We start from the raw sequence: 19,892 nt of genomic DNA, 5'->3' as shown, positions 1-19,892 counted from the left end.
CGAGCGGACACGCCGGGGCGGCTCATCAAAAGCTGCGATTCGGTCGCGTGATAGGGCGTTATTCAGAGCGAGAAGGGAAATGCGAACGTGCGCCGAAGCGCACGCTGGGGAACAGGTCAGGCGTAGGTGTCGATCAGTGTGCCGAGCATTTCATCGCTGGCTTTTTCAACTTTGACGCCAGCCATGACTTGAAACTTGCCTTCGGCCATCTCAACAACATTGGACGCCAGATCCGAACGATCCGGGCGCTCGACCGCTCGCAGACGTTCAAGTTGATAGTCGGAAGACTGACTACGGCCCGACACCTCGCTCGCTGGACTGGCCAGTTGTGTCGCAGCCTGATCCACTCGGTCCTGACCCACCTGGATGGCGGTCAACCCCGGATACAGCGTGTTGTTCAGAGAAATCTGCATGACCTGAGTCCCTTGTTCAAAAAACGAACAACGTCATTAAACCAGTAACGACGGCGAAACACCCAGCAAAAAGACTAATGGCATTGGGCCTTGTGATAGAGGTCACAGCTTGGGACCGCTCAGGCGTGCGTCCTGCCAACATTCCCGCTAATCCAGCAACTCCAGATGCAGATGCCCCGCCACCGTTTCCGGCGTGGGCTTTTTCAAGTGGGGGACGCGTCCCAAGCAGGGGGCAGGCAGCCGTTCGGCCAGGGTCGCGAGATTCTCTTCCAGCCGGGAAGTCTTCGGATCGATGATGTTGGCCACCCACCCCGCCAGTTGCAATCCGTCAGAGGCAATGGCTTCAGCGGTCAGCAGCGCATGGTTGATGCACCCCAGGCGCACGCCCACCACCAGAATCACGGGCAACCGCAGCGCAATGGCCAAGTCCGAAAGGTTGGCTTGGTCTGCCAGCGGGACGCGCCAGCCTCCCGCGCCTTCGATCACGGTGAAGTCAGCGTTCTTCCCCAGAATGTGGCGCATAGGCTCGAGCAGCGATTGCACGGTCAGCGCAATGCCCGCTTCACGGGCGGCCAGATGCGGGGCGATGGCCGGCTGCAGGGCAACCGGGTTGACCTCGTTGTAGGTCAGTTCAACCGAGCACTCCCCGCGCAATGCGACGGCATCTGAGTTGCGCAGGCCTTTAGGCTTCACATCGCAGCCCGATGCGACGGGCTTACCTGCCGCCGTGCTCAATCCGGATTGCCGGGCCGCATACAGCAGCCCGGTGGAAATGGTGGTCTTGCCCACCTCGGTATCGGTTCCCGTGATGAAATACGCAGCACTCATCGTGGCGACCTTTCGTTCAGATGTTTTCAAACTGTTGCCCACTGACTATAGCGCTCGGGTGAGCGACGCTGGTGAAGCTCATCATTCTTTAAACCGTTGCTGTTTTTTCCAGCACGGCATAAACGACCTGATAAGTCGCCGGCAGCCCGTTTTCCTTCCGGTAGCCTTCGTACGCCGCGACCAGCCTTTGAATACGCGCCCTGCCGGTCAGCCCGTCTGGACGCCCTGGATTGATATTGTGCGCGCCCAGTGCCTTGAGCTCATGGGTCAGGCTGCGGACATCCGGGTAGTGCAACACATGAGGTAACACATTTACGCTGCGGACCTGCATGCCGCTGGCGGCGCACAGTCGTTGGTACTCCTCCAACGCCCTGAACCGGTTGACATGCACCCGACCATCCACTGCTCGCCAGCTGTCGCGCAACTCCTGAAGGGTGCCGACGCACAGGCTGGCAAAACCCAATACCCCACCCGGCTGCAACACGCGCTTGGCCTCGGATAACACCGCGGCAAAGTCCCCACACCACTGCACAGCCAGGCTGGAGAAAATCAATCCGACACTGGCGTCCTTCAACGGCAGGTTTTCCGCATCACCGGCGAGGTAATGCTCCGCACCGCCCAAAGGCCTGGCGTGTTGCAGCATGCCTTCGGCGATGTCCAGCGCGATGCCTTCGCTGTCGGGGAAGCTCTGGGCAAGCAGGCGGCTGAAGTATCCCGTGCCGCTGCCCAGATCCAGCCAACGCGCAGGGGACGTGGCGGGCAGACGCGACATGAGCTCGGTGCCCACCGCGCGTTGCAGTTCTGCAACACTGTCGTAACTGGCTGCGGCCTTGGAAAACGATGCAGCCACCTGGCGCTTGTCGGGCAGATGATTTTGGAAGTTCGCCTGTTTCTGCTTCACGGCCTTGAGCACCGCACAGTGGGAAAGATCAGTCATCACCGGACTCGTGTAGGAACGCCTGGACCGCTGCCGCGACGCCATGAGGGTTTTCGAGAATGAACGCGTGGCTGGCCTGCTCGATGACACCGACTTCTATGTCCGGCATCAGCGTCAGTAAATCCGCAGACGCCTCGGCCGGCACCAAGGCGTCCAGGCCACCGAACAAATGCAACTGGGGGCCCCGATAGGTGTGCAATGCTGCACGGGTGTCCATTTGTTCGAGCAATTTAAGGCTTTCGATCAGCCCCGCGCTGGAGGCCAATGGAGCACCGGCCTTGAGCTGCCGGGACAGAGCGCGAGGCTCTTCGGCGCCTTGTACGCACAATAAGCTGAAACGCTTGAGGGTGTTCTGCGGATCGGTCTTGCAACCGGCAATGAAGCCATCGAAGTCCGTCTGGGGCATCGCATTCGGCCACTGGCTGCGGGCGACGAAACAGACATTGCTGGCGAACGTCGCCAACCCGCAACAACGTTCGCCGCGGCGCGCGGCCAGCTCGGTCGCCAGCATGCCGCCTAATGACCAACCGCCAAGCCAGGCATTGTCCGGAAGGGTGGCATCCAACTCGTCGAGCCATTCGTTCAGGTCGTCGCTTTGCAAGTCCGGCAGGGGCTCGATGTCAACGTGCAGATGCTCGTCGAGTCCGCGCAACGCCGCCGCCAGCGGCTCCAGTGGAGACACGCCAAGCCCCCAACCAGGCAACAGGATCAATCGATCACGCATCGTAAGGCTCCTCCGGTTCATCCCTGCCGTTCGAGTCAAGCGCCAGCAACGGATAGCACTGCTCCAATGCTTGCAACAATAGCTGCACTTGAGCAGCGCTGTGTGCCGCAGACAAGGTCACCCGCAGTCGAGCACTGCCGACGGGCACGGTAGGCGGGCGGATCGCAGTGACCATCACCCCCCGCTCGCGCAGCATCTGCGACAAGCGCAAGGCCCGGTCACTGCTACCGATGAGGATCGGCTGGATCGGGGTGAAGCTGTCCATCAGCCTCAGTCCCAATGCCTGCGCGCCTTCGCGGAACTGTTTGATCAGCGATTGCAGATGCTCGCGACGCCAGTCTTCCGTACGCAGCAATTCAAGGCTTTTCAACGTTGCACAGGCCAGTGCGGGAGGTTGGCTGGTGGTGTAGATATAGGGCCGAGCGAATTGGATCAGGGTCTCGATCAGTTCCTCGCTCCCGGCCACGAAGGCCCCAGCCGTGCCAAAGGATTTGCCGAGCGTGCCGATCAGCACCGGGACGTCGTCGACAGTCAGTCCGAAGTGCTCGACGATTCCCGCGCCTTGCGCGCCCAGTGGGCCGAAACCGTGAGCATCGTCGACCATCAGCCAAGCGTTCCTCGCCTTGGCAGCCCGGGCGAGTGCGGGCAGATCGGCGACATCGCCGTCCATGCTGAAGACGCCGTCAGTTATCACTAACGTATCGCCAGTGGCTTTTTCCAGGCGGCTCTTGAGGCTGTCTGGATCGTTGTGCAGATAGCGCGAAAACCGCGCGCCGCTGAGCAACCCCGCGTCGAGCAGCGAGGCATGATTGAGGCGGTCTTCCAGGACGGTATCACCCTGCCCCACCAAAGCGGTGACGGCACCAAGGTTGGCCATGTAGCCATTGGAAAACAGCAACGCGCGCGGGCGCCCGGTGAATTCGGCCAACGCCTCTTCCAGTGCATGGTGCGGCGTGCTGTGGCCGATCACGAGATGCGATGCTCCCCCGCCAACGCCCCAGCGCTCCGCGCCGGTTTTCCAGGCGTCGATGACGGCAGGGTGACTGGCCAGCCCCAGGTAATCGTTGTTGCAGAACGCGAGCAGCGGCTTGCCGTCGACTACCACTTGCGGGCCTTGGGGGCTCTGCAGCAGCGGACGTTGTCGGTAGAGGTGCTCGGCACGCCGGGCAGCGAGACGTGCGCTCAGATCGAAGGACATGCAAGCCTCGTGAATTCTAATCGCGGAATCAAAATGGACGCCGCGCCTGAAAGAGCGAACCGGGCCATGATCGCAAAGCCGCGCCCAAGCCCAGCATGGGTGAAATCGCTCCCACAGGGAGTGTGTCGATCAATCAACTGAGTAACGTCGACCTTAAACTGCCGCGTCGTAAAACAGTTCGCTGCTCATTTGCTCCACCAATGCCTGCTCGATCGCCGCTTGATGCACCTCGTCCGAATGCTCTTCGCGGGCTTCCGGCTGAATCCCGAGCCGGGAGAACAAGAGCATGTCTTTGTCGGCCTGTGGGTTGGCAGTGGTCAGCAGCTTGTCGCCGTAGAAGATCGAGTTAGCACCGGCGAAAAACGCCAAGGCCTGCATTTGGTCATTCATCGCCTCACGGCCAGCTGAAAGGCGGACGTGCGATTTCGGCATGAGAATGCGCGCCACGGCGAGCATCCGAATGAAATCGAAGGGATCGACGTCCTCCGCATTGGCGAGCGGCGTGCCCGCGACTTTCACCAACATGTTGATGGGCACCGACTCGGGGTGCTCTGGCAAGTTGGCCAACTGAATCAGCAGGTTGGCGCGATCGTCCAGCGACTCACCCATGCCCAGAATGCCGCCCGAACAGATCTTCATGCCCGCGTCACGCACATAGGCCAGCGTTTCCAAGCGCTCGCTGTAGGTGCGGGTGGTGATGATGCGCGTGTAGAAATCCGGCGAGGTGTCCAGGTTGTGGTTGTAGTAGTCCAGCCCGGCCTCGGCCAGGGCCTTGGTCTGATCCTGATCGAGCTTGCCGAGCGTCATGCAGGTTTCCAGCCCCATGGCTTTCACGCCTTTGACCATCTCCAGCACATAGGGCATGTCTTTCGCAGAGGGGTGCTTCCAGGCGGCACCCATGCAGAAACGGGTCGAACCAATGGCCTTGGCGCGCGCCGCTTCCTCCAACACTTGCTGGACCTGCATCAGCTTTTCTTTTTCAAGCCCGGTGTTGTAATGGCCGGACTGAGGGCAGTACTTGCAGTCTTCCGGGCATGCGCCGGTTTTGATCGACAGCAGCGTCGAGACTTGAACACGGTTAGCGTCGAAATGAGCGCGATGCACGGTTTGCGCCTGAAACAGCAGGTCATTGAAGGGCTGTGTGAACAACGCCTTGACCTCGGGTAAGGTCCAGTCGTGACGCAAAGTGGCATTGATACTGGCGCTCATGGGCGGCTCCTTCATGACTTTTAGGCGAGTACCCGGGCGGCTCGCTCGGCAGGCGATACCAGAAAAACCACAGGCATAACACGGATGTTCGGCATATTTAAGGAAGTCCTATGCGCTGTCAACCACACGAAGGAGGCCAGGTTTACATCTGGTTAAAAAACGTACAGACCTGTTTGCTGTGCGACGAGCGAACGGATACCCCGCTTCCCATTTGCACCGCGTGTGAAAGCGAGTTGCCATGGTTGATCGACTTCTGCGACCACTGCGCGCTGCCCATGCCGATGTCCGGTTTGACATGCGCGCAATGCGTTCGACACCCACCAGCCTTCAGCGAAGTTATCGTGCCGTGGCTGTACGACTTCCCTATCGACGCGCTGGTCACACGCTTCAAGCACCAAGGCAAATGGCCGCTGGGGCGCTTGCTGGCTGAACTCCTCAGCCAGACATTGCGTCACCGCTTCGACGAAGACCTCGAGCGCCCGGAGTTGCTGATGCCCGTCCCTCTGGCCGATGGACGATTGCGCCAACGCGGTTACAACCAGGCCGCCATGATCGCGAACTGGTTAGGTTCAGTGATGAACCTCGACGTGGATGAAACCCTGGTCAAGCGGATAAAGGACACGCCTGCGCAGCAGAGCCTGAACGCCAAAGCCAGGAGACGGAACCTTCGGGATGCGTTCGTGCTGCCAATGCCGGCGAAGGTGTCCGGGAAACACATCGCGCTGATCGACGACGTCATGACAACCGGCTCGACCGCCGACACCCTGGCTCGACTGCTGCGACAGGCCGGTGCAAAACGGGTGGATCTGTATTGCTTGGCGCGCACAGCGAAGCCCGGACAGTGAAATCGAAAGACCTGCGCGCAAAGCGCTCGATCAAGCAGCGCTGCCGCACCTCAAGCGCTACCGAACCCAGACCACCTTCAGTCACCGCTTGCTGAAAAATTTTGGATTACACTGACGCTCCTATTCATTCACCCTCTGCCGACCCCCAGCATGTCTTTGCCTCCTTCCCTCACTCAACACATGGTCCGCCGCCCGCATCGCATCGCGCTGTTGCAGCACATTGCCGAGCAGGGCTCGATTACCCGTGCCGCGAAGAGCGCGGGGTTGAGCTACAAGGCGGCTTGGGATGCCATTGATGAGCTGAACAATCTGGCGCAGAAGCCGCTGGTCGAGCGCAGCGTGGGCGGCCGCGGGGGTGGCGGGGCGAAACTGTCGAATGAAGGCGAACGGGTTCTGCGTTTGTACCAGCGTTTGCAGGCCTTGCAGACTCAGCTCCTGGAGACGCCCGAGGCATCTGACGATCTGGCGTTGTTGGGCCGCCTGATGCTTCGCACCAGCGCACGCAATCAACTGCACGGCGAAGTCGAAAGCATTACGCCATTTGGGCGCAATGACATGATCAGACTAATCATGGCAGGGGACCTGCGGATCGACGTGCAAGTCACTCGCGACAGCAGTCAGCGGCTAGGGCTGGAAAAAGGCGTTCACGTGTTCGCTTTGATCAAGGCCAGTTGGTTGACCATGATGCCCGCCGGCCACGCCGTAACAACTGGACACAATTGCCTGTCTGGCAATATCGAGGCGGTGCTTGAGGGGGAGGACGGCCCAAGTGAAGTCAAAATAGCGCTTTCAGGCGGTCAGATATTGTGCGCGATGGCGGAGCCCGATCATCTCAACGCTTTGAATTTAAAGCAGGGCAGCGAAGTGGACGTTCATTTCGCCCCATCGTCCGTGTTGATCGGCACGCCGCTGTAATCGTAGGCAGGGTGGGGCATCGACGCTCAGTGCTGTCATTGAACGGACACAATAGCGTCATCCGGGCTGAATAAGGTTTGCGCCAAAACCGCAGGAAGCCCCGTGATGAAATTATTAGCAGAGCATCAGCCCACCGACCTCGAAACCCTCGTCACTCGTCATGACACCGGCCTGACCCGCCGAGGCTTCATTGGCGCGGGCGCACTGTGCGGCGCCGCGATGTTTCTGGGTGGCAATTTGCTGAGCCGCAGCGTGTTGGCCGCGAGTGTCGGCGCAGGCCATAGCGCGCTGATGGGCTTTGACAGCATCCCCTCCTCTACCGCAGACAGCATCACCCTGCCGCCAGGGTACACCGCTTCTGTGTTGATCAGCTGGGGCCAACCCTTGCATAAGGGCGGCCCCGCATTCGACCCCCGCGGCCAAGGTACGGCCGAGGCTCAAGCGCTGCAATTCGGCGACAACAATGACGGCATGAGTCTGTTCACTTTCCCGGGTGACAACCCCTCCACCGCCAAGCGCGCACTGTTAGCGATCAACAATGAGTACACCAATTACCGCTATCTCTTCGACCACGGCAAAAATCCGCAATCGGCTCACGACGTGGAAAAAGCCCTGGCCAGCGAAGGGGTTTCGGTCATTGAAGTACAGCGTGAGGGCAACCAATGGCAATTTGTCCAGGGCTCACCCTACAACCGGCGCATCCATGGCAACACGCCGCTTCGCCTCAGCGGCCCTGCCGCCGGCCACGCTTGGTTGAAGACCGCTGCCGATAGCACGGGTACACGTGTGCTGGGCACCTTTCAGAACTGCGCTAATGGCAAAACACCATGGGGCACCTACCTGACGTGCGAAGAAAATTTCACTGACTGCTTCGGCAGCAGCGATCCAGCTCAGACGTTCGATGCAGCAGCCAAGCGTTACGGCGTCGTGGCCACCAGCAAGGACGTGAACTGGCATCCTCATGACCCGCGTTTCGACGTGGCGAAGAACCCCAACGAAATGAACCGCCACGGCTGGGTGGTGGAAATCGACCCGTTCGACCCTTCGTCCACGCCAGTCAAGCGCACCGCCCTGGGCCGATTCAAGCATGAAAACGCAGCTGTCACCGAAGCCAAAGACGGCCGCGTGGTGGTGTACATGGGCGATGACGAACGCGGCGAGTTCATCTACAAATTCATCAGCCGCGACACAATCGATCGGAGCAAACCCAAGGCCAATCGAAACCTGCTCGATCACGGCACGCTGTATGTCGCGCAGTTCGATGACGGCGATGCCGATCCGGACCATCCCAAAGGCAGTGGCCGGTGGATTGAGCTGACCCATGGCAAGAACGGCATCGAGGCTTCCAGCGGCTTTGCCAGCCAGGCCGAGGTGTTAATTCACGCGCGCCTGGCCGCCAGCGTCGTCAAGGCCACGCGCATGGACCGCCCGGAATGGATCGTGGTCAGCCCCACCGATGGGCGGGTGTATTGCACGCTGACCAATAACGTCAAACGGGGCGAGGACGGGCAGCCCGTCGGCGGCCCGAACCCGCGGGAAAAGAATCAATACGGGCAGATTCTGCGATGGCAGGAAAAGGGGTCGGATGCGGCGGCGCTGGCATTTTCATGGGATCTGTTCGTCGTCGCGGGTAATCCGGAGGTGCATGCGGGCACACCTCAAGGCGGCTCCAGTCAGATCACGCCGCAAAACATGTTCAACAGCCCGGACGGGCTGGGTTTTGACAAGGCGGGTCGCCTGTGGATCCTCACCGATGGCGACTACTCGAATGCGGGAGATTTTGCAGGCATGGGTAACAACCAGATGCTTTGTGCCGACCCCGCCAGCGGAGAAATCCGTCGATTCATGGTGGGCCCGGTTGGTTGCGAGGTGACGGGGATTACCTTCGCACCGGATCACAAAGCGCTGTTCGTGGGAATCCAGCACCCCGGGGAGAAAGGCGGCTCCACCTTCCCAGAGCATTTGCCGAATGGTACACCCAGATCCTCGGTGATGGTGATCACGCGCGACGACGGCGGGGAAATCGGGGGCTAAGTCAGCAACCGGAATGCACGACGCCACTCCTCAGCGTCTGGAGAGCGTCGGCACGCGTCAGGCGCCCTCTAAACAGGGGCTGCCGTGCAATGGCCGTCACGCGGTGTGTCGGCCAAGCCACGGCTGAGTTACCATCACTGGCCCGACGCGGCCCCTGCCGCGCGCAGGAGTCAGTATGGCCCACCCCTTTGAAACACTTACCCCGGATCTGGTGCTGGACGCGGTCGAGAGCATCGGCTTCGTCAGCGACGCGCGTATTCTGGCGCTCAACAGCTACGAGAACCGCGTCTATCAAGTCGGCATCGAAGATGGCCAGCCACTGATCGCCAAGTTTTACCGTCCCGGTCGCTGGACCACCGAGGCCATCCTCGAAGAGCACAGCTTCACCGCCGAGCTCGCCGAGGTGGAAATCCCGGTCGTAGCGCCCCTTGTCCACAATGGCCAGACGCTATTCGAACACGCTGGGTTTCGCTTTACGCTCTTCCCCCGAAGAGGCGGTCGAGCACCGGAGCCCGGCAATCTGGATCAGCTTTATCGCCTCGGTCAGTTGTTGGGGCGTATCCATGCGGTAGGCGCTGCGCGTCCGTTCGCACACCGCGAAGCGTTGGGCGTGAAGAACTTCGGTCAGGACTCACTGAACTACCTGCTGGAACATGACGCGATCCCCCGCAGCTTGCTCCCTGCTTACGAATCCGTTGCCAAGGATTTGCTCAAGCGTATCGAAGACGCCTATGCCGCGATCCCGCATCAGAACATCCGCATGCATGGCGATTGTCACCCCGGGAACATGATGACCCGCGATGACATTTTCCATATCGTCGATCTGGATGACTGCCGCATGGGGCCTGCCGTTCAGGACATCTGGATGATGCTCGCCGGCAGTCGTCAGGATTGTCTGAGCCAGTTATCGGAACTGATGGACGGCTACAACGAATTCCACGATTTCGACCCGCGCGAACTTGCGCTGATCGAACCGCTGCGAGCATTGCGCCTGCTGCACTACAGCGCGTGGCTTGCTCGTCGTTGGGACGACCCTGCTTTCCCCCACAGTTTTTCCTGGTTCGGTACCGAACGCTATTGGGGAGATCAGGTGCTGGCGCTGCGAGAACAACTGGCGGCGTTGAACGAAGAACCGTTGAAGCTGTTTTGACCGCTACCGCATCACAAAAACACTTGCCGAAGGACCACCCATGCAAGCTGCCAACCCGCGTCGCGGGTACGTTCTGGGCCTCAGCGCCTACATCATCTGGGGGCTGTTTCCGATCTACTTCAAACTGCTGTCTGCCGTGCCTGCCATTGAGATCATCGTGAACCGCGCCATCTGGTCGGCCGTCTTCGGCTCGCTGCTGCTGCTCGTGTGGAAACACCCCGGCTGGTGGCGTGAGTTGCGGGAGAACCCTCAACGCCTGGCGATTCTCACCGGCAGCGGTTCGCTGATCGCCATCAACTGGCTGATCTACGTCTGGGCGGTGAACAACAACCACATGGTCGAGGCCAGTCTGGGGTATTTCATTAACCCGCTGATCAACGTGATGCTGGGCATGGTGCTGCTGCGCGAGAGGCTCCGCCCGCTGCAATGGGTGGCGGTGACGTTCGCGCTGATCGGCGTGTTGCAGCAGGTCTGGCAGGTCGGCAGCCTGCCTTGGATTTCGCTGGCCCTGGCCCTCAGCTTCGGTTTTTACGGTCTGATCCGCAAAAAAGCGCCGGTGGCAGCGCTCCCGGGCTTAGTGGTTGAGACTTGGATTCTGGTGCCGCTTGCGATCGGCTGGTTGTTGTTCAACCCGATGGCGCACAGCGCGCAGGCCGAATTCTGGACGACATCAGAAGCCATCTGGCTGGCCGCAGCAGGTCCCGTCACGCTCGTCCCGCTGGTGTGTTTCAACGCGGCTGCTCGGCATTTGCCCTACGCCACCCTGGGCTTTTTGCAGTACATCGCGCCGATGCTGGTCTTGTCACTCGCGGTCTTGGTGTTCGGCGAACAACTGCCCTCCACCACCGTTGTCACCTTCTGCTTCATCTGGGCGGGGCTGATTGTCTACAGTGCCGACGCCCTCATGGCGACCCGACGACGCGCGCAACGCTGATCAAAAAACAACCGCTTCGCTACAGGCCAGCCTGCTTGCGGCCTGCAGCGATGTTTGCTCAGGTTATCCACACCCTCGTTCAACCTATTTGTGCACAAGCCGACGAAATTGCCTGTTTTTTGATCAATCACATCAAAGGCTTGCAGCGCAAGGGCCGCATACGGGTGTCCGCAGGTTATCCACAGGCAGACGCATCAAAAAACTGAATAAGTGCCTCATGGGTATCGAGAGGCTGGCTTAAAGAGGGTCGTGCTCCAGGTTCAGCTCCACCATCAACTCATCGGCCAAGGTCTCAAGCCGTTCCTGTAACGTCTCCAGCGAAAGGCCCGCGGGTAGGCCCAGCAACGCGTGGGCACGAAACAGCAGCTCGCTGCTCATCGGGGCCGGCTCCACGCTCGTCTCCAGTTCTTCAACGTTAACCCCCTGCTCGGACAACACTCGAGACAGGTCACGCACGATTCCGGGCCGATCGTTTCCCACCAACTCCATGCTGATCGGCTTCCACGCATTCACTGGCTCATTGCCCAATTCCGCGAATTGCACGCGAATGCCGTGGATCGTCAGTTCTTGCAAAGCCGCCTTCAAGGCAGGTTGGCCCTCGAGGGGCGCCCCGATGCGCACGATCCCGGCGAACTGCCCCGCCAGATGGCTCATACGGCTTTCCAGCCAATTGCCGCCGTGATTTGCGATGCATGAGGCGATCCGCTCGACCACCCCAGGTTTGTCGGGGGCGAATACAGTCGCAATGAGATAGTCCATGGTCCACTCCTGGTGGTCTTGTGGGTTCAAGCCGATTAACGAAGCCTGCACAGGGATCGACCGAGTATAGGCAACCGCACCCAATGCGCGATTGAGGCCTGAGGAAACATTTTGTGTACTATTTCTTCAAATCCATGGAACAATTCACCCTCTTCTTGAGAACATCCGTAACCTTGATGTGACTCTGCGAAGAGATTCAGTCGCTTGGTGACATATTTAGTCTGATTTTCACAACGCAACTCATCATGTAGTATCCGGCAGCGTTCACTACATAAGCACTACCACAACGAAGAAACAATGCCTGACTTAGCATCGCCGCCCCTGAAAGCCTGTTCCGCAAAGTGGATCACGCCTCATTTCAGGTTACCCCTTCGGCCCAGCCGCCTGACAGGGCATGTTCTGGCAAGGGTAAGCGGCGATCACGATGGCTTTAACAAGAGAGCGCTCGAAGCGCACATAGCTGAGCAGAGTGAGGCAAGCAATGACTGAACACGTTCAAGTCGGTGGCCTTAAGGTCGCCAAAGTCCTTCTGGAATTCGTGAACAACGAGGCGATCCCCGGGACCGGCATCGACGCCACTGCATTCTGGGCAGGTGCCGACAAGCTGATCCATGAGTTGGCCCCGAAGAACAAAGCCCTGCTCGCCAAACGTGACGACTTCCAGGCGCGCATCGACGCCTGGCACCAGGCCAATGCCGGTAAAGCGCACGACGCCAAGGCCTACAAGGCCTTTTTGCAGGAGATCGGCTACTTGCTGCCGGAAGCGGCAGACTTCCAGATCACGACGCAAAACGTCGACGAAGAAATAGCCTCCATGGCCGGACCGCAACTGGTGGTCCCGGTCATGAACGCCCGCTTCGCCCTCAACGCATCCAATGCCCGTTGGGGCTCGCTGTACGATGCGCTGTATGGCACCGACGCCATCTCCGAAGAAGGCGGCGCGGAAAAAGGCAAGGGTTACAACAAGGTTCGGGGCGATAAAGTCATTGCGTTCGCTCGGGCGTTTCTCGACGAAGCCGCCCCTTTGGCGACCGGTTCCCACGTCGACTCCACCGGCTACAAGATCGTCGACGGGGTGCTGATCGTCGGCCTCCAGGACGGCAGCAACACCGGTCTGAGTGATGACACGCAACTCATCGGCTTTCAAGGGGAAGCCGCGGCCCCCACTGCGCTGCTCCTGAAGCACAATGGCCTGCACTTCGAAATCCAGATCGACGCTGGCAGTCCAGTCGGCCAGACCGACGCGGCAGGGGTCAAAGACGTGCTAATGGAAGCGGCGCTGACCACGATCATGGACTGCGAGGACTCCATCGCCGCCGTCGACGCCGAGGATAAGGTGGTGGTCTATCGCAACTGGCTGGGCCTGATGAAGGGGGATCTGGCCGAAGAAGTGGCCAAAGGCGGTACAACGTTCACCCGCACCATGCATCCGGATCGGGTCTACACCTCGCCAAAAGGCGAGCCTGTGACGCTGCATGGACGTTCGCTGCTGTTCGTGCGCAATGTCGGGCATCTGATGACCATCGACGCGATTCTCGACAATCAAGGTAATGAAGTGCCTGAGGGCATTCTCGACGGTCTGCTGACCAGCCTGGCCGCCATCCACAACCTCAAAGGCAATACCTCCCGAGCCAACAGCCGCACGGGGTCGGTGTACATCGTCAAACCGAAGATGCATGGTCCGGAAGAGGTCGCGTTCACCCACGAACTGTTTGGTCGCGTCGAAGACGTGCTGGGCCTGCCGCGCAACACGCTGAAGGTCGGAATCATGGATGAAGAACGACGGACGACGGTCAATCTGAAAGCCTGCATCAAGGCCGCAAGCGAGCGCGTCGTGTTCATCAATACCGGTTTTCTGGATCGCACCGGTGACGAGATCCACACCTCTATGGAAGCAGGCCCGGTCGTGCGCAAGGCGCAGATGAAGGCCGAAAAGTGGATTGGCGCTTACGAGAATTCCAACGTCGATATCGGCCTCAAATGCGGCCTGCCAGGGCGTGCGCAGATCGGCAAAGGCATGTGGGCCATGCCAGACCTGATGGCCGCCATGCTCGAGCAGAAAATCGCTCACCCCTTGGCCGGGGCCAATACCGCCTGGGTGCCATCACCGACCGCCGCGGCGCTGCACGCCTTGCACTATCACAAGGTCGATGTGTTTGCCCGTCAGGCTGAACTGGCGCAGCGCGCACCGGCATCGGTGGACGATATCCTGACCATCCCGCTGGCCCCGAATACCGACTGGACACCTGAAGAAATCCAGAACGAATTGGACAACAACGCGCAGGGCATCTTGGGGTACGTGGTGCGCTGGATCGATCAAGGCGTGGGATGCTCGAAGGTGCCGGACATCAATGATGTCGGCCTGATGGAAGACCGTGCAACGTTGCGGATCTCCAGCCAGCTCATCGCCAACTGGTTGCGCCACGGCGTGGTCAGCGAGCGCCAGGTGATGGATAGCCTCAAGCGCATGGCGCCGATTGTTGACCGACAAAACGCCCATGACGCGCTATACCGCCCGCTCGCACCGGACTTCGACAGCAATATCGCCTTCCAGGCGGCGGTCGAATTGGTGATCGAAGGCACGAAACAACCGAACGGCTACACCGAGCCGGTGCTGCATCGCCGCCGCCGCGAGTTCAAGGCCAAAAACGCTCGCTGAGCCGGGGAAACGAAGACGGTGTGTCTGCCAGGCACACCCTCTTTTTTATCGGCCAGGACCGACTGCGTGCCTTCGGCCATCACGCGAGAGACTGGACTACGGATCGACACTTGCCGTCATGCCATCCCCAACTCGCGTTTCACCACCTGCAGCAACTGCTTGGTGTTGATCGGCTTGAGCAGAAAATCCACCACGCTGAGGTGCATTGCGTCGATGGCATCGCGCAAGTGAGCGTCGCCCGACACGATAATGATCGGCATCGCAGCGCGCTCCGAATCCCTGACCTGGCGAATCAGGTCCAGACCGTCGCAAGGGGCCATCCGCAGGTCAGTGATCAACAGCGCTATGGAAGGTCGGGTCTGCAGCAAATGCATGGCGCTGGTCCCGCCCGCCGCCGTGATGCAACTGATGTCATTGAGGCTGAGAATCTCGGCCAGAATTTCCCGGGCATCCTTATCGTCATCGACGATCAGCACCCGTTGTGGCGATTGCGATGGAGGCGCCAGCATGACCTCATTGAGGGCATCGCGCTCTTCATCACTCAAAATGTCGTGATCGAACATACCCGTCTCATCTTCCCGTCGACTTCATACTGACAGCGTCATCAGACCGATACGCTGCATCCCTTTGCTGGCTTGCAACCAGACCTTCACAGCCGTTACGTGATGCGGTTCTACACCAAGCGAACATCGCACTCCACTGTCGATTGGATGCCTAAGACTTACGTCCAATGGGCACTGCCCGATAAGCGGTTGACCATGGGGCCATAAAAACAAGCGGTATCGGTCATGAGCAAAGCGGACGCTTTCACCCAGGCAGGCAAGACAGCCGTGCTGCAGAACATTCACGGGACCATGCAATTCCTGCAAAAATTCCCGCCGTTCAGCCAGATGGAGCACGCCCACCTCGCCTACTTGGTCGAACAATGCCAGCTGCGTTTCTACGCTACGGATGAGAGCATCATCAAGCCTGGCGATGGGCCAGTAGAGCACTTCTACATCGTCAAGCAAGGTCGCGTCGTCGGAGAGCGCCCGCACTCGGCCAAGGGCGGCACTGAAACCACATTCGAAATCACCACCGGCGAATGTTTTCCATTGGCCGCCCTGCTGGGCGAACGCGCCACCCGGACCGAACACCTTGCAGGTGAAGATACGTTCTGCCTGCAATTGAACAAACAGGCGTTCATCAAGCTGTTTGCGCTTTCCAGTAGCTTCCGCGACTTTGCGCTGCGCGGCGTGAGCAGTCTGCTGGAGCAGGTGAACCAGCAAGTCAAGCAGAAGGCGGTGGAAACACTGGGGACGCAATATTCCCTGAACACGCGGCTGGGTGAACTGGCGATGCGACACCCCGTGACCTGCTCCGCGGACACGCCCCTGCGCGACGCGGTCAAACTGATGGACGAGCAACAGGTGGGCAGCATCGTGATCGTCGATCAAGCCAAGGCACCCTTGGGCATCTTCACCCTGCGTGATTTACGGCAGGTGGTGGCCGACGTCCACGCCGACTTCGCAGACCCCATCAGCCGCAGCATGATTCAATCGCCTTTCCATCTGAGCCCGGATGCCAGTGCGTTCGATGCGGCCATCGCCATGACGGAACGGCACATCGCCCACGTCTGCCTTGTCAAAGACAACCGCCTGTGCGGCGTGGTCTCCGAGCGTGACCTGTTTTCCCTGCAGCGAGTGGACCTGGTGCACCTGGCACGCACCATTCGCACCGCCCCGCGTATCGATGCACTGAGCAACCTGCGCGGCGATATCGTGCAGTTGGTGGATCGCATGCTGGCCCACGGCGCTTCGTCGACCCAAATCACCCAGATCATCACCTTGCTCAACGATCACATGGTCTGTCGGGTCATCGAGCTGACACTGGAGGAAAAAGGCGACCCCGGTATCCCGTTCAGTTGGCTGTGCTTCGGCAGCGAAGGGCGTCGCGAACAGACCCTGTACACCGATCAAGACAATGGCATTCTTTTCGAAGCCAGGGACGCGGCCCATGCCGCCGAGATTCGCGGCCGTCTGCTGCCAATCGCCGATCGCATTACCCAAGCGCTCGCGCTGTGTGGCTTTGCTTTGTGTAAAGGCGGAATCATGGCCAGCAACCCTGAGCTGTGCCTGTCACGCATTGAGTGGGCGCGTCGCTTCAGCGGCTTCATTCGTGAGGCGACCCCGGAGAACCTGTTGTCGTCCAGCATCTACTTTGACTTGCGGGTGGTCTGGGGCGATGAGAGCGGTGGCGAGCAACTGCGCCAAAGCATTCTGGACCAAGTGGCAGACAACAAGCTGTTTCAGCGCATGATGGCCGACAACGCCCTGCGTCAGCGACCGCCGGTGGGGCGTTTCAAAGACTTCGTGGTAGCCCGTAAAGGCAGCGAAAAAGACACGCTGGACCTCAAGACCCAGGGACTGACCCCGTTCGTCGACGGCGCCCGGCTGTTGGCGCTGGCCAATGGCGTGCCCGCCAACAACACCCTTGAACGCCTGCGCCAACTGGTCGCGAAGGGCGTCATCGATCCGCTGGATGGCGCCGCTTATGAAGAGGCGTATCACTTCATTCAGCAGACCCGAATGCAGCAGCACCAGCTACAGGGCCGACAAAACCTGCCGTACTCGAACCGGATCGACCCGGATGTGTTGAACCATCTGGATCGGCGCATCCTCCGTGAATCGTTTCGACAGGCGCAGCGTCTGCAATCCAGCTTGACCTTGCGTTATCAACTTTAAGCGACCGATCGATGAAGCTGTTTCAGTGGTTCAAACACGCCAGGCACAACCCGGCACCCGAGTTGCTCGCCGAACACCTGCTGCGCCTCAGCGAGTTGCCTCAAGCAGCGCCGCTCGGCGACACGTCGCTGCGCGACCAGCGCTGGGTGGTGCTGGATCTGGAAACCAGCGGCCTGAACATGAACCGCGACCAGGTGCTGTCCATTGGCGCCGTGGTGATCGAAGACGGTGCCATTGATCTGGGCCAGCAGTTCGAGCGCACGCTCCTGCGCGCCGATCACAAACTCAGCCCAAGTGTATTGATTCACGGTCTAGGGCCCGATGCGATCGCCGCAGGCAGTGAGCCTGTCGAGGCGCTGCTGGACTTCATGGCATTCGTCGGCGACAGCCCGCTGCTGGCATTTCATGCGCCCTTCGACCAGCACATGCTGGGCCGGGCGCTGAAAGAAAGCCTTGGCTACAAGCTGCAGCATCCATTCTTCGACGTGGCAGACATGGCGCCGCTGTTGTGTCCCCAGGCCTGTGCGCGTCAAGCGGGGCTGGATGACTGGACGGCTTTTTTTGGTTTGCATGCCCAAGAGCGTCACCATGCCAGTGCCGACGCGCTGGTGACCGCCGAACTGGCGCTGATCCTCTTCAGCCATGCGCGAAAGCAGGGAATAAACAGCCCCTTACAGTTGGAGCAATGCCTGGCGAAATGGCGTCGAAGACAGCAGTCGCATTCATTCTGAAGGGCAATGCCGTCATCGTCGGACCGGGGCGCTTTGGCACGTGCGCAACAAGCCTGGCTAGACTGGAAGCGATGGGCACCATTCCTAAGCACCTTCAGCCGACAGCATCCGTTCCCAATTCCCACAACAATTGCTCGGCTCGTTCCGATAAGCGCCAATTGCCAGCATTCAATCGCTCTGACACAATCGCGAATAATTCTCGTTAGTTACTTTGTTTTTTTCGGTGCCCTTGTGTCGTCATTCCAAAGTCCTCAACATCAGCTCGTCGGAACGCTCTATCGCGATCATCGCAGCTGGTTGCTGGCTTGGCTGAGACGAAACGTCGCTTGCCCGCAACGCGCCGAAGACCTGAGTCAGGACACCTTCACTCGCCTGCTTGGCAGGGAGCGCCTGGACACTCCCCGCGAACCCCGGGCGTTTCTGTTGCAGGTGGCCAAAGGACTGCTGTTCGACCATTTCCGTCGCGCGGCGCTGGAACAGGCCTACCTGAACGAACTGATGCTGATTCCCGAGGCGGAACAACCGTCGCTGGAGCAGCAACAATTGATCCTCGAAGAACTTAAAACCATCGACCGTTTACTGGGCAAGCTTTCCAGCAAGGCAAGGGCCGCGTTTCTGTACAGTCGGCTGGACGGCATGAGCCACGCCGAAATCGCGCAAATGATCGGGGTCTCCGTTCCCCGCGTGCGCCAGTATCTGGCCCAGGGGACGCGCCAGTGCTATGTCGCCCTGTACGGCGAACCGACATGAGCATCAGCACCCGCCCCGTCTCATCCAAAGTGCTCGACGCCGCAATCGCTTGGCAGCTCTGCCTGGACGGTGGACAAGCCAGCGAAGCGGACCGCGAGGAATTCGCCAAATGGTATGCAGCCAGCGACGAGCATGCCCGCGCCTGGAGACAATTGGGGATGCTCGACCAGCGTTTCGCCAGCACCACCGGCCCCGCACGGTCAGCTTTGATCCGCTCGCGCGAAGGTGTCAGCCAGCAGATGCGCAAGCTGGGGCGCGGCGTGGCCGGTATCGCGATCGCCCTGGGGCTGACCCTGGTCCTGGGCGAGCGTTTTGTGCCGATCGACTACTGGCTGGCGGACCAGCGAACGGCCACCGGCGAGCAACGTACCATTCGGCTGTCCGACCACACCTTGATCCGACTCAACACCCACAGCGCGCTGGACGTGAAGTTCGATGCCAAGCAGCGTCGGATCATTCTTCAGGCAGGCGAAATTTTCGTCGAGACCGGCAGCCATAACGACCCCAGGCCGTTCATCGTCGAAACAGACGAAGGGCAGATGCGCGCCCTGGGAACGAAATTTCTGGTCAAGCGCCGGGACGACGGCACACTGCTGAGCGTCCTGCAATCGGCCGTGGCCGCGCATCCTCGCGCCACCGGTAACGAAATGATCCTGCACGAAGGCCAGCAGATGCTCATCCAGCGCCACAGCCTGGGCCCGATGGTAGCACTGGAGCCTGGCGCCGATGCGTGGCTGCGCGGGATGTTGGTGGTGGATAACGCCCCCCTCAAGGACGTTATCGCGGAGCTGAGCCGCTACCGGCCCGGCTACCTGAGCGTGGCGCCCAGCGTCGCGGACCTACGCATCACGGGCAGCTTTCCACTGAACGACACTGACCTGGCGCTCAAGGCGTTGACGCCCACGTTACCTGTGGCCATCGAAGCTCGGACCCACTGGTGGGTGACCGTGATCCCCAGCGACACCCGGGAAACGCGCAAGCTCTAGATTCAAGCGCTAGGCCGAACTCGCGCGCAAAGCGGCAGCAATCTGTGCTCAAGCGACAGACCTGACCTCACACGCGCCTGCGATGGAACCGTCATGC

Annotated in this window: 18 protein-coding genes; 10 read left to right on the top strand and 8 right to left on the bottom strand. The window is 60.1% G+C overall.

The window, feature by feature from the left end; translation table 11 throughout:
- Positions 1-116 precede the first annotated feature (116 nt).
- From DBP26_RS11910 to bioB, 6 genes are all read right to left on the bottom strand, one after another.
- Positions 117-413: a pyrroloquinoline quinone biosynthesis protein PqqE gene (locus DBP26_RS11910; protein ID WP_108237779.1), complete on the bottom strand. Its 297-nt coding sequence runs from the start codon at positions 411-413 to the stop codon at positions 117-119.
- 147 nt (positions 414-560) lie between these two features.
- Positions 561-1,241 (bottom strand): dethiobiotin synthase, encoded by a 681-nt coding sequence (bioD, locus tag DBP26_RS11905; RefSeq protein ID WP_108237778.1) that lies wholly within the window; start codon positions 1,239-1,241, stop codon positions 561-563.
- A gap of 88 nt (positions 1,242-1,329) precedes the next feature.
- Positions 1,330-2,178, bottom strand: a complete 849-nt coding sequence (gene bioC / locus DBP26_RS11900; protein ID WP_108237777.1) for a malonyl-ACP O-methyltransferase BioC — start codon at positions 2,176-2,178, stop codon at positions 1,330-1,332.
- Entirely contained in the window at positions 2,171-2,902 is a 732-nt protein-coding gene (locus DBP26_RS11895) for an alpha/beta fold hydrolase (RefSeq protein ID WP_108237776.1), read from the bottom strand. The genes bioC and DBP26_RS11895 overlap by 8 nt, the downstream gene beginning before the upstream one ends.
- Positions 2,895-4,100 (bottom strand): 8-amino-7-oxononanoate synthase, encoded by a 1,206-nt coding sequence (bioF, locus tag DBP26_RS11890; RefSeq protein ID WP_108237775.1) that lies wholly within the window; start codon positions 4,098-4,100, stop codon positions 2,895-2,897. The genes DBP26_RS11895 and bioF overlap by 8 nt, the downstream gene beginning before the upstream one ends.
- Positions 4,101-4,253: 153 nt before the next feature.
- The gene (gene bioB, locus DBP26_RS11885; RefSeq protein ID WP_108237774.1) at positions 4,254-5,309 is read right to left on the bottom strand and encodes a biotin synthase BioB; all 1,056 of its coding nucleotides are present in this window, start codon (positions 5,307-5,309) and stop codon (positions 4,254-4,256) included.
- A 110-nt stretch (positions 5,310-5,419) separates the two neighbouring features.
- Between bioB and DBP26_RS11880 the strand changes: the two genes are divergently transcribed.
- From DBP26_RS11880 to rarD, 5 genes are all read left to right on the top strand, one after another.
- Positions 5,420-6,154 (top strand): ComF family protein, encoded by a 735-nt coding sequence (locus DBP26_RS11880; RefSeq protein ID WP_108237773.1) that lies wholly within the window; start codon positions 5,420-5,422, stop codon positions 6,152-6,154.
- 150 nt (positions 6,155-6,304) lie between these two features.
- Complete coding sequence (locus DBP26_RS11875) at positions 6,305-7,069, top strand: TOBE domain-containing protein (RefSeq protein WP_108237772.1); 765 nt, start codon at positions 6,305-6,307, stop codon at positions 7,067-7,069.
- A 105-nt stretch (positions 7,070-7,174) separates the two neighbouring features.
- A complete protein-coding gene (locus tag DBP26_RS11870; protein WP_108237771.1) occupies positions 7,175-9,103 on the top strand; it encodes a PhoX family phosphatase in 1,929 nt (642 codons plus the stop codon).
- Positions 9,104-9,278: 175 nt separating this feature from the next.
- Positions 9,279-10,253, top strand: coding sequence for a serine/threonine protein kinase (locus tag DBP26_RS11865; RefSeq protein WP_108237770.1), 975 nt, complete (start codon positions 9,279-9,281; stop codon positions 10,251-10,253).
- A gap of 40 nt (positions 10,254-10,293) precedes the next feature.
- The gene (gene rarD, locus DBP26_RS11860; RefSeq protein WP_108237769.1) at positions 10,294-11,187 is read left to right on the top strand and encodes an EamA family transporter RarD; all 894 of its coding nucleotides are present in this window, start codon (positions 10,294-10,296) and stop codon (positions 11,185-11,187) included.
- 237 nt (positions 11,188-11,424) lie between these two features.
- On the opposite strand, the gene DBP26_RS11855 is transcribed toward rarD, so the two are convergent.
- Positions 11,425-11,946 (bottom strand): ACT domain-containing protein, encoded by a 522-nt coding sequence (locus DBP26_RS11855; RefSeq protein WP_108237768.1) that lies wholly within the window; start codon positions 11,944-11,946, stop codon positions 11,425-11,427.
- A gap of 481 nt (positions 11,947-12,427) precedes the next feature.
- Here DBP26_RS11855 and DBP26_RS11850 point away from each other — a divergent pair, with 481 nt between their 5' ends.
- Complete coding sequence (locus DBP26_RS11850; protein ID WP_108237767.1) at positions 12,428-14,605, top strand: malate synthase G; 2,178 nt, start codon at positions 12,428-12,430, stop codon at positions 14,603-14,605.
- A 116-nt stretch (positions 14,606-14,721) separates the two neighbouring features.
- Here the strand turns inward: DBP26_RS11850 and DBP26_RS11845 are convergent, their stop codons facing one another.
- Positions 14,722-15,168, bottom strand: coding sequence for a response regulator (locus tag DBP26_RS11845; RefSeq protein WP_108237766.1), 447 nt, complete (start codon positions 15,166-15,168; stop codon positions 14,722-14,724).
- Positions 15,169-15,393: 225 nt separating this feature from the next.
- Here DBP26_RS11845 and DBP26_RS11840 point away from each other — a divergent pair, with 225 nt between their 5' ends.
- From DBP26_RS11840 to DBP26_RS11825, 4 genes are all read left to right on the top strand, one after another.
- A complete protein-coding gene (locus tag DBP26_RS11840; protein WP_108237765.1) occupies positions 15,394-17,328 on the top strand; it encodes a putative nucleotidyltransferase substrate binding domain-containing protein in 1,935 nt (644 codons plus the stop codon).
- A gap of 11 nt (positions 17,329-17,339) precedes the next feature.
- A complete protein-coding gene (locus DBP26_RS11835) occupies positions 17,340-18,059 on the top strand; it encodes a 3'-5' exonuclease (RefSeq protein WP_108237764.1) in 720 nt (239 codons plus the stop codon).
- A 231-nt stretch (positions 18,060-18,290) separates the two neighbouring features.
- Positions 18,291-18,809, top strand: coding sequence for an RNA polymerase sigma factor (locus DBP26_RS11830; RefSeq protein ID WP_108237763.1), 519 nt, complete (start codon positions 18,291-18,293; stop codon positions 18,807-18,809).
- Positions 18,806-19,795, top strand: a complete 990-nt coding sequence (locus tag DBP26_RS11825; protein WP_108237762.1) for a FecR family protein — start codon at positions 18,806-18,808, stop codon at positions 19,793-19,795. Before DBP26_RS11830 ends, DBP26_RS11825 begins: the two co-directional genes overlap by 4 nt.
- The last annotated feature ends 97 nt before the right edge of the window (positions 19,796-19,892 follow it).

This window comes from Pseudomonas sp. RIT409 (genome assembly GCF_003052515.2).
Classification (GTDB): domain Bacteria; phylum Pseudomonadota; class Gammaproteobacteria; order Pseudomonadales; family Pseudomonadaceae; genus Aquipseudomonas.
Note: the sequence above shows the minus strand (reverse complement) of the source record. Positions and strands in the feature narration are given on the sequence as shown.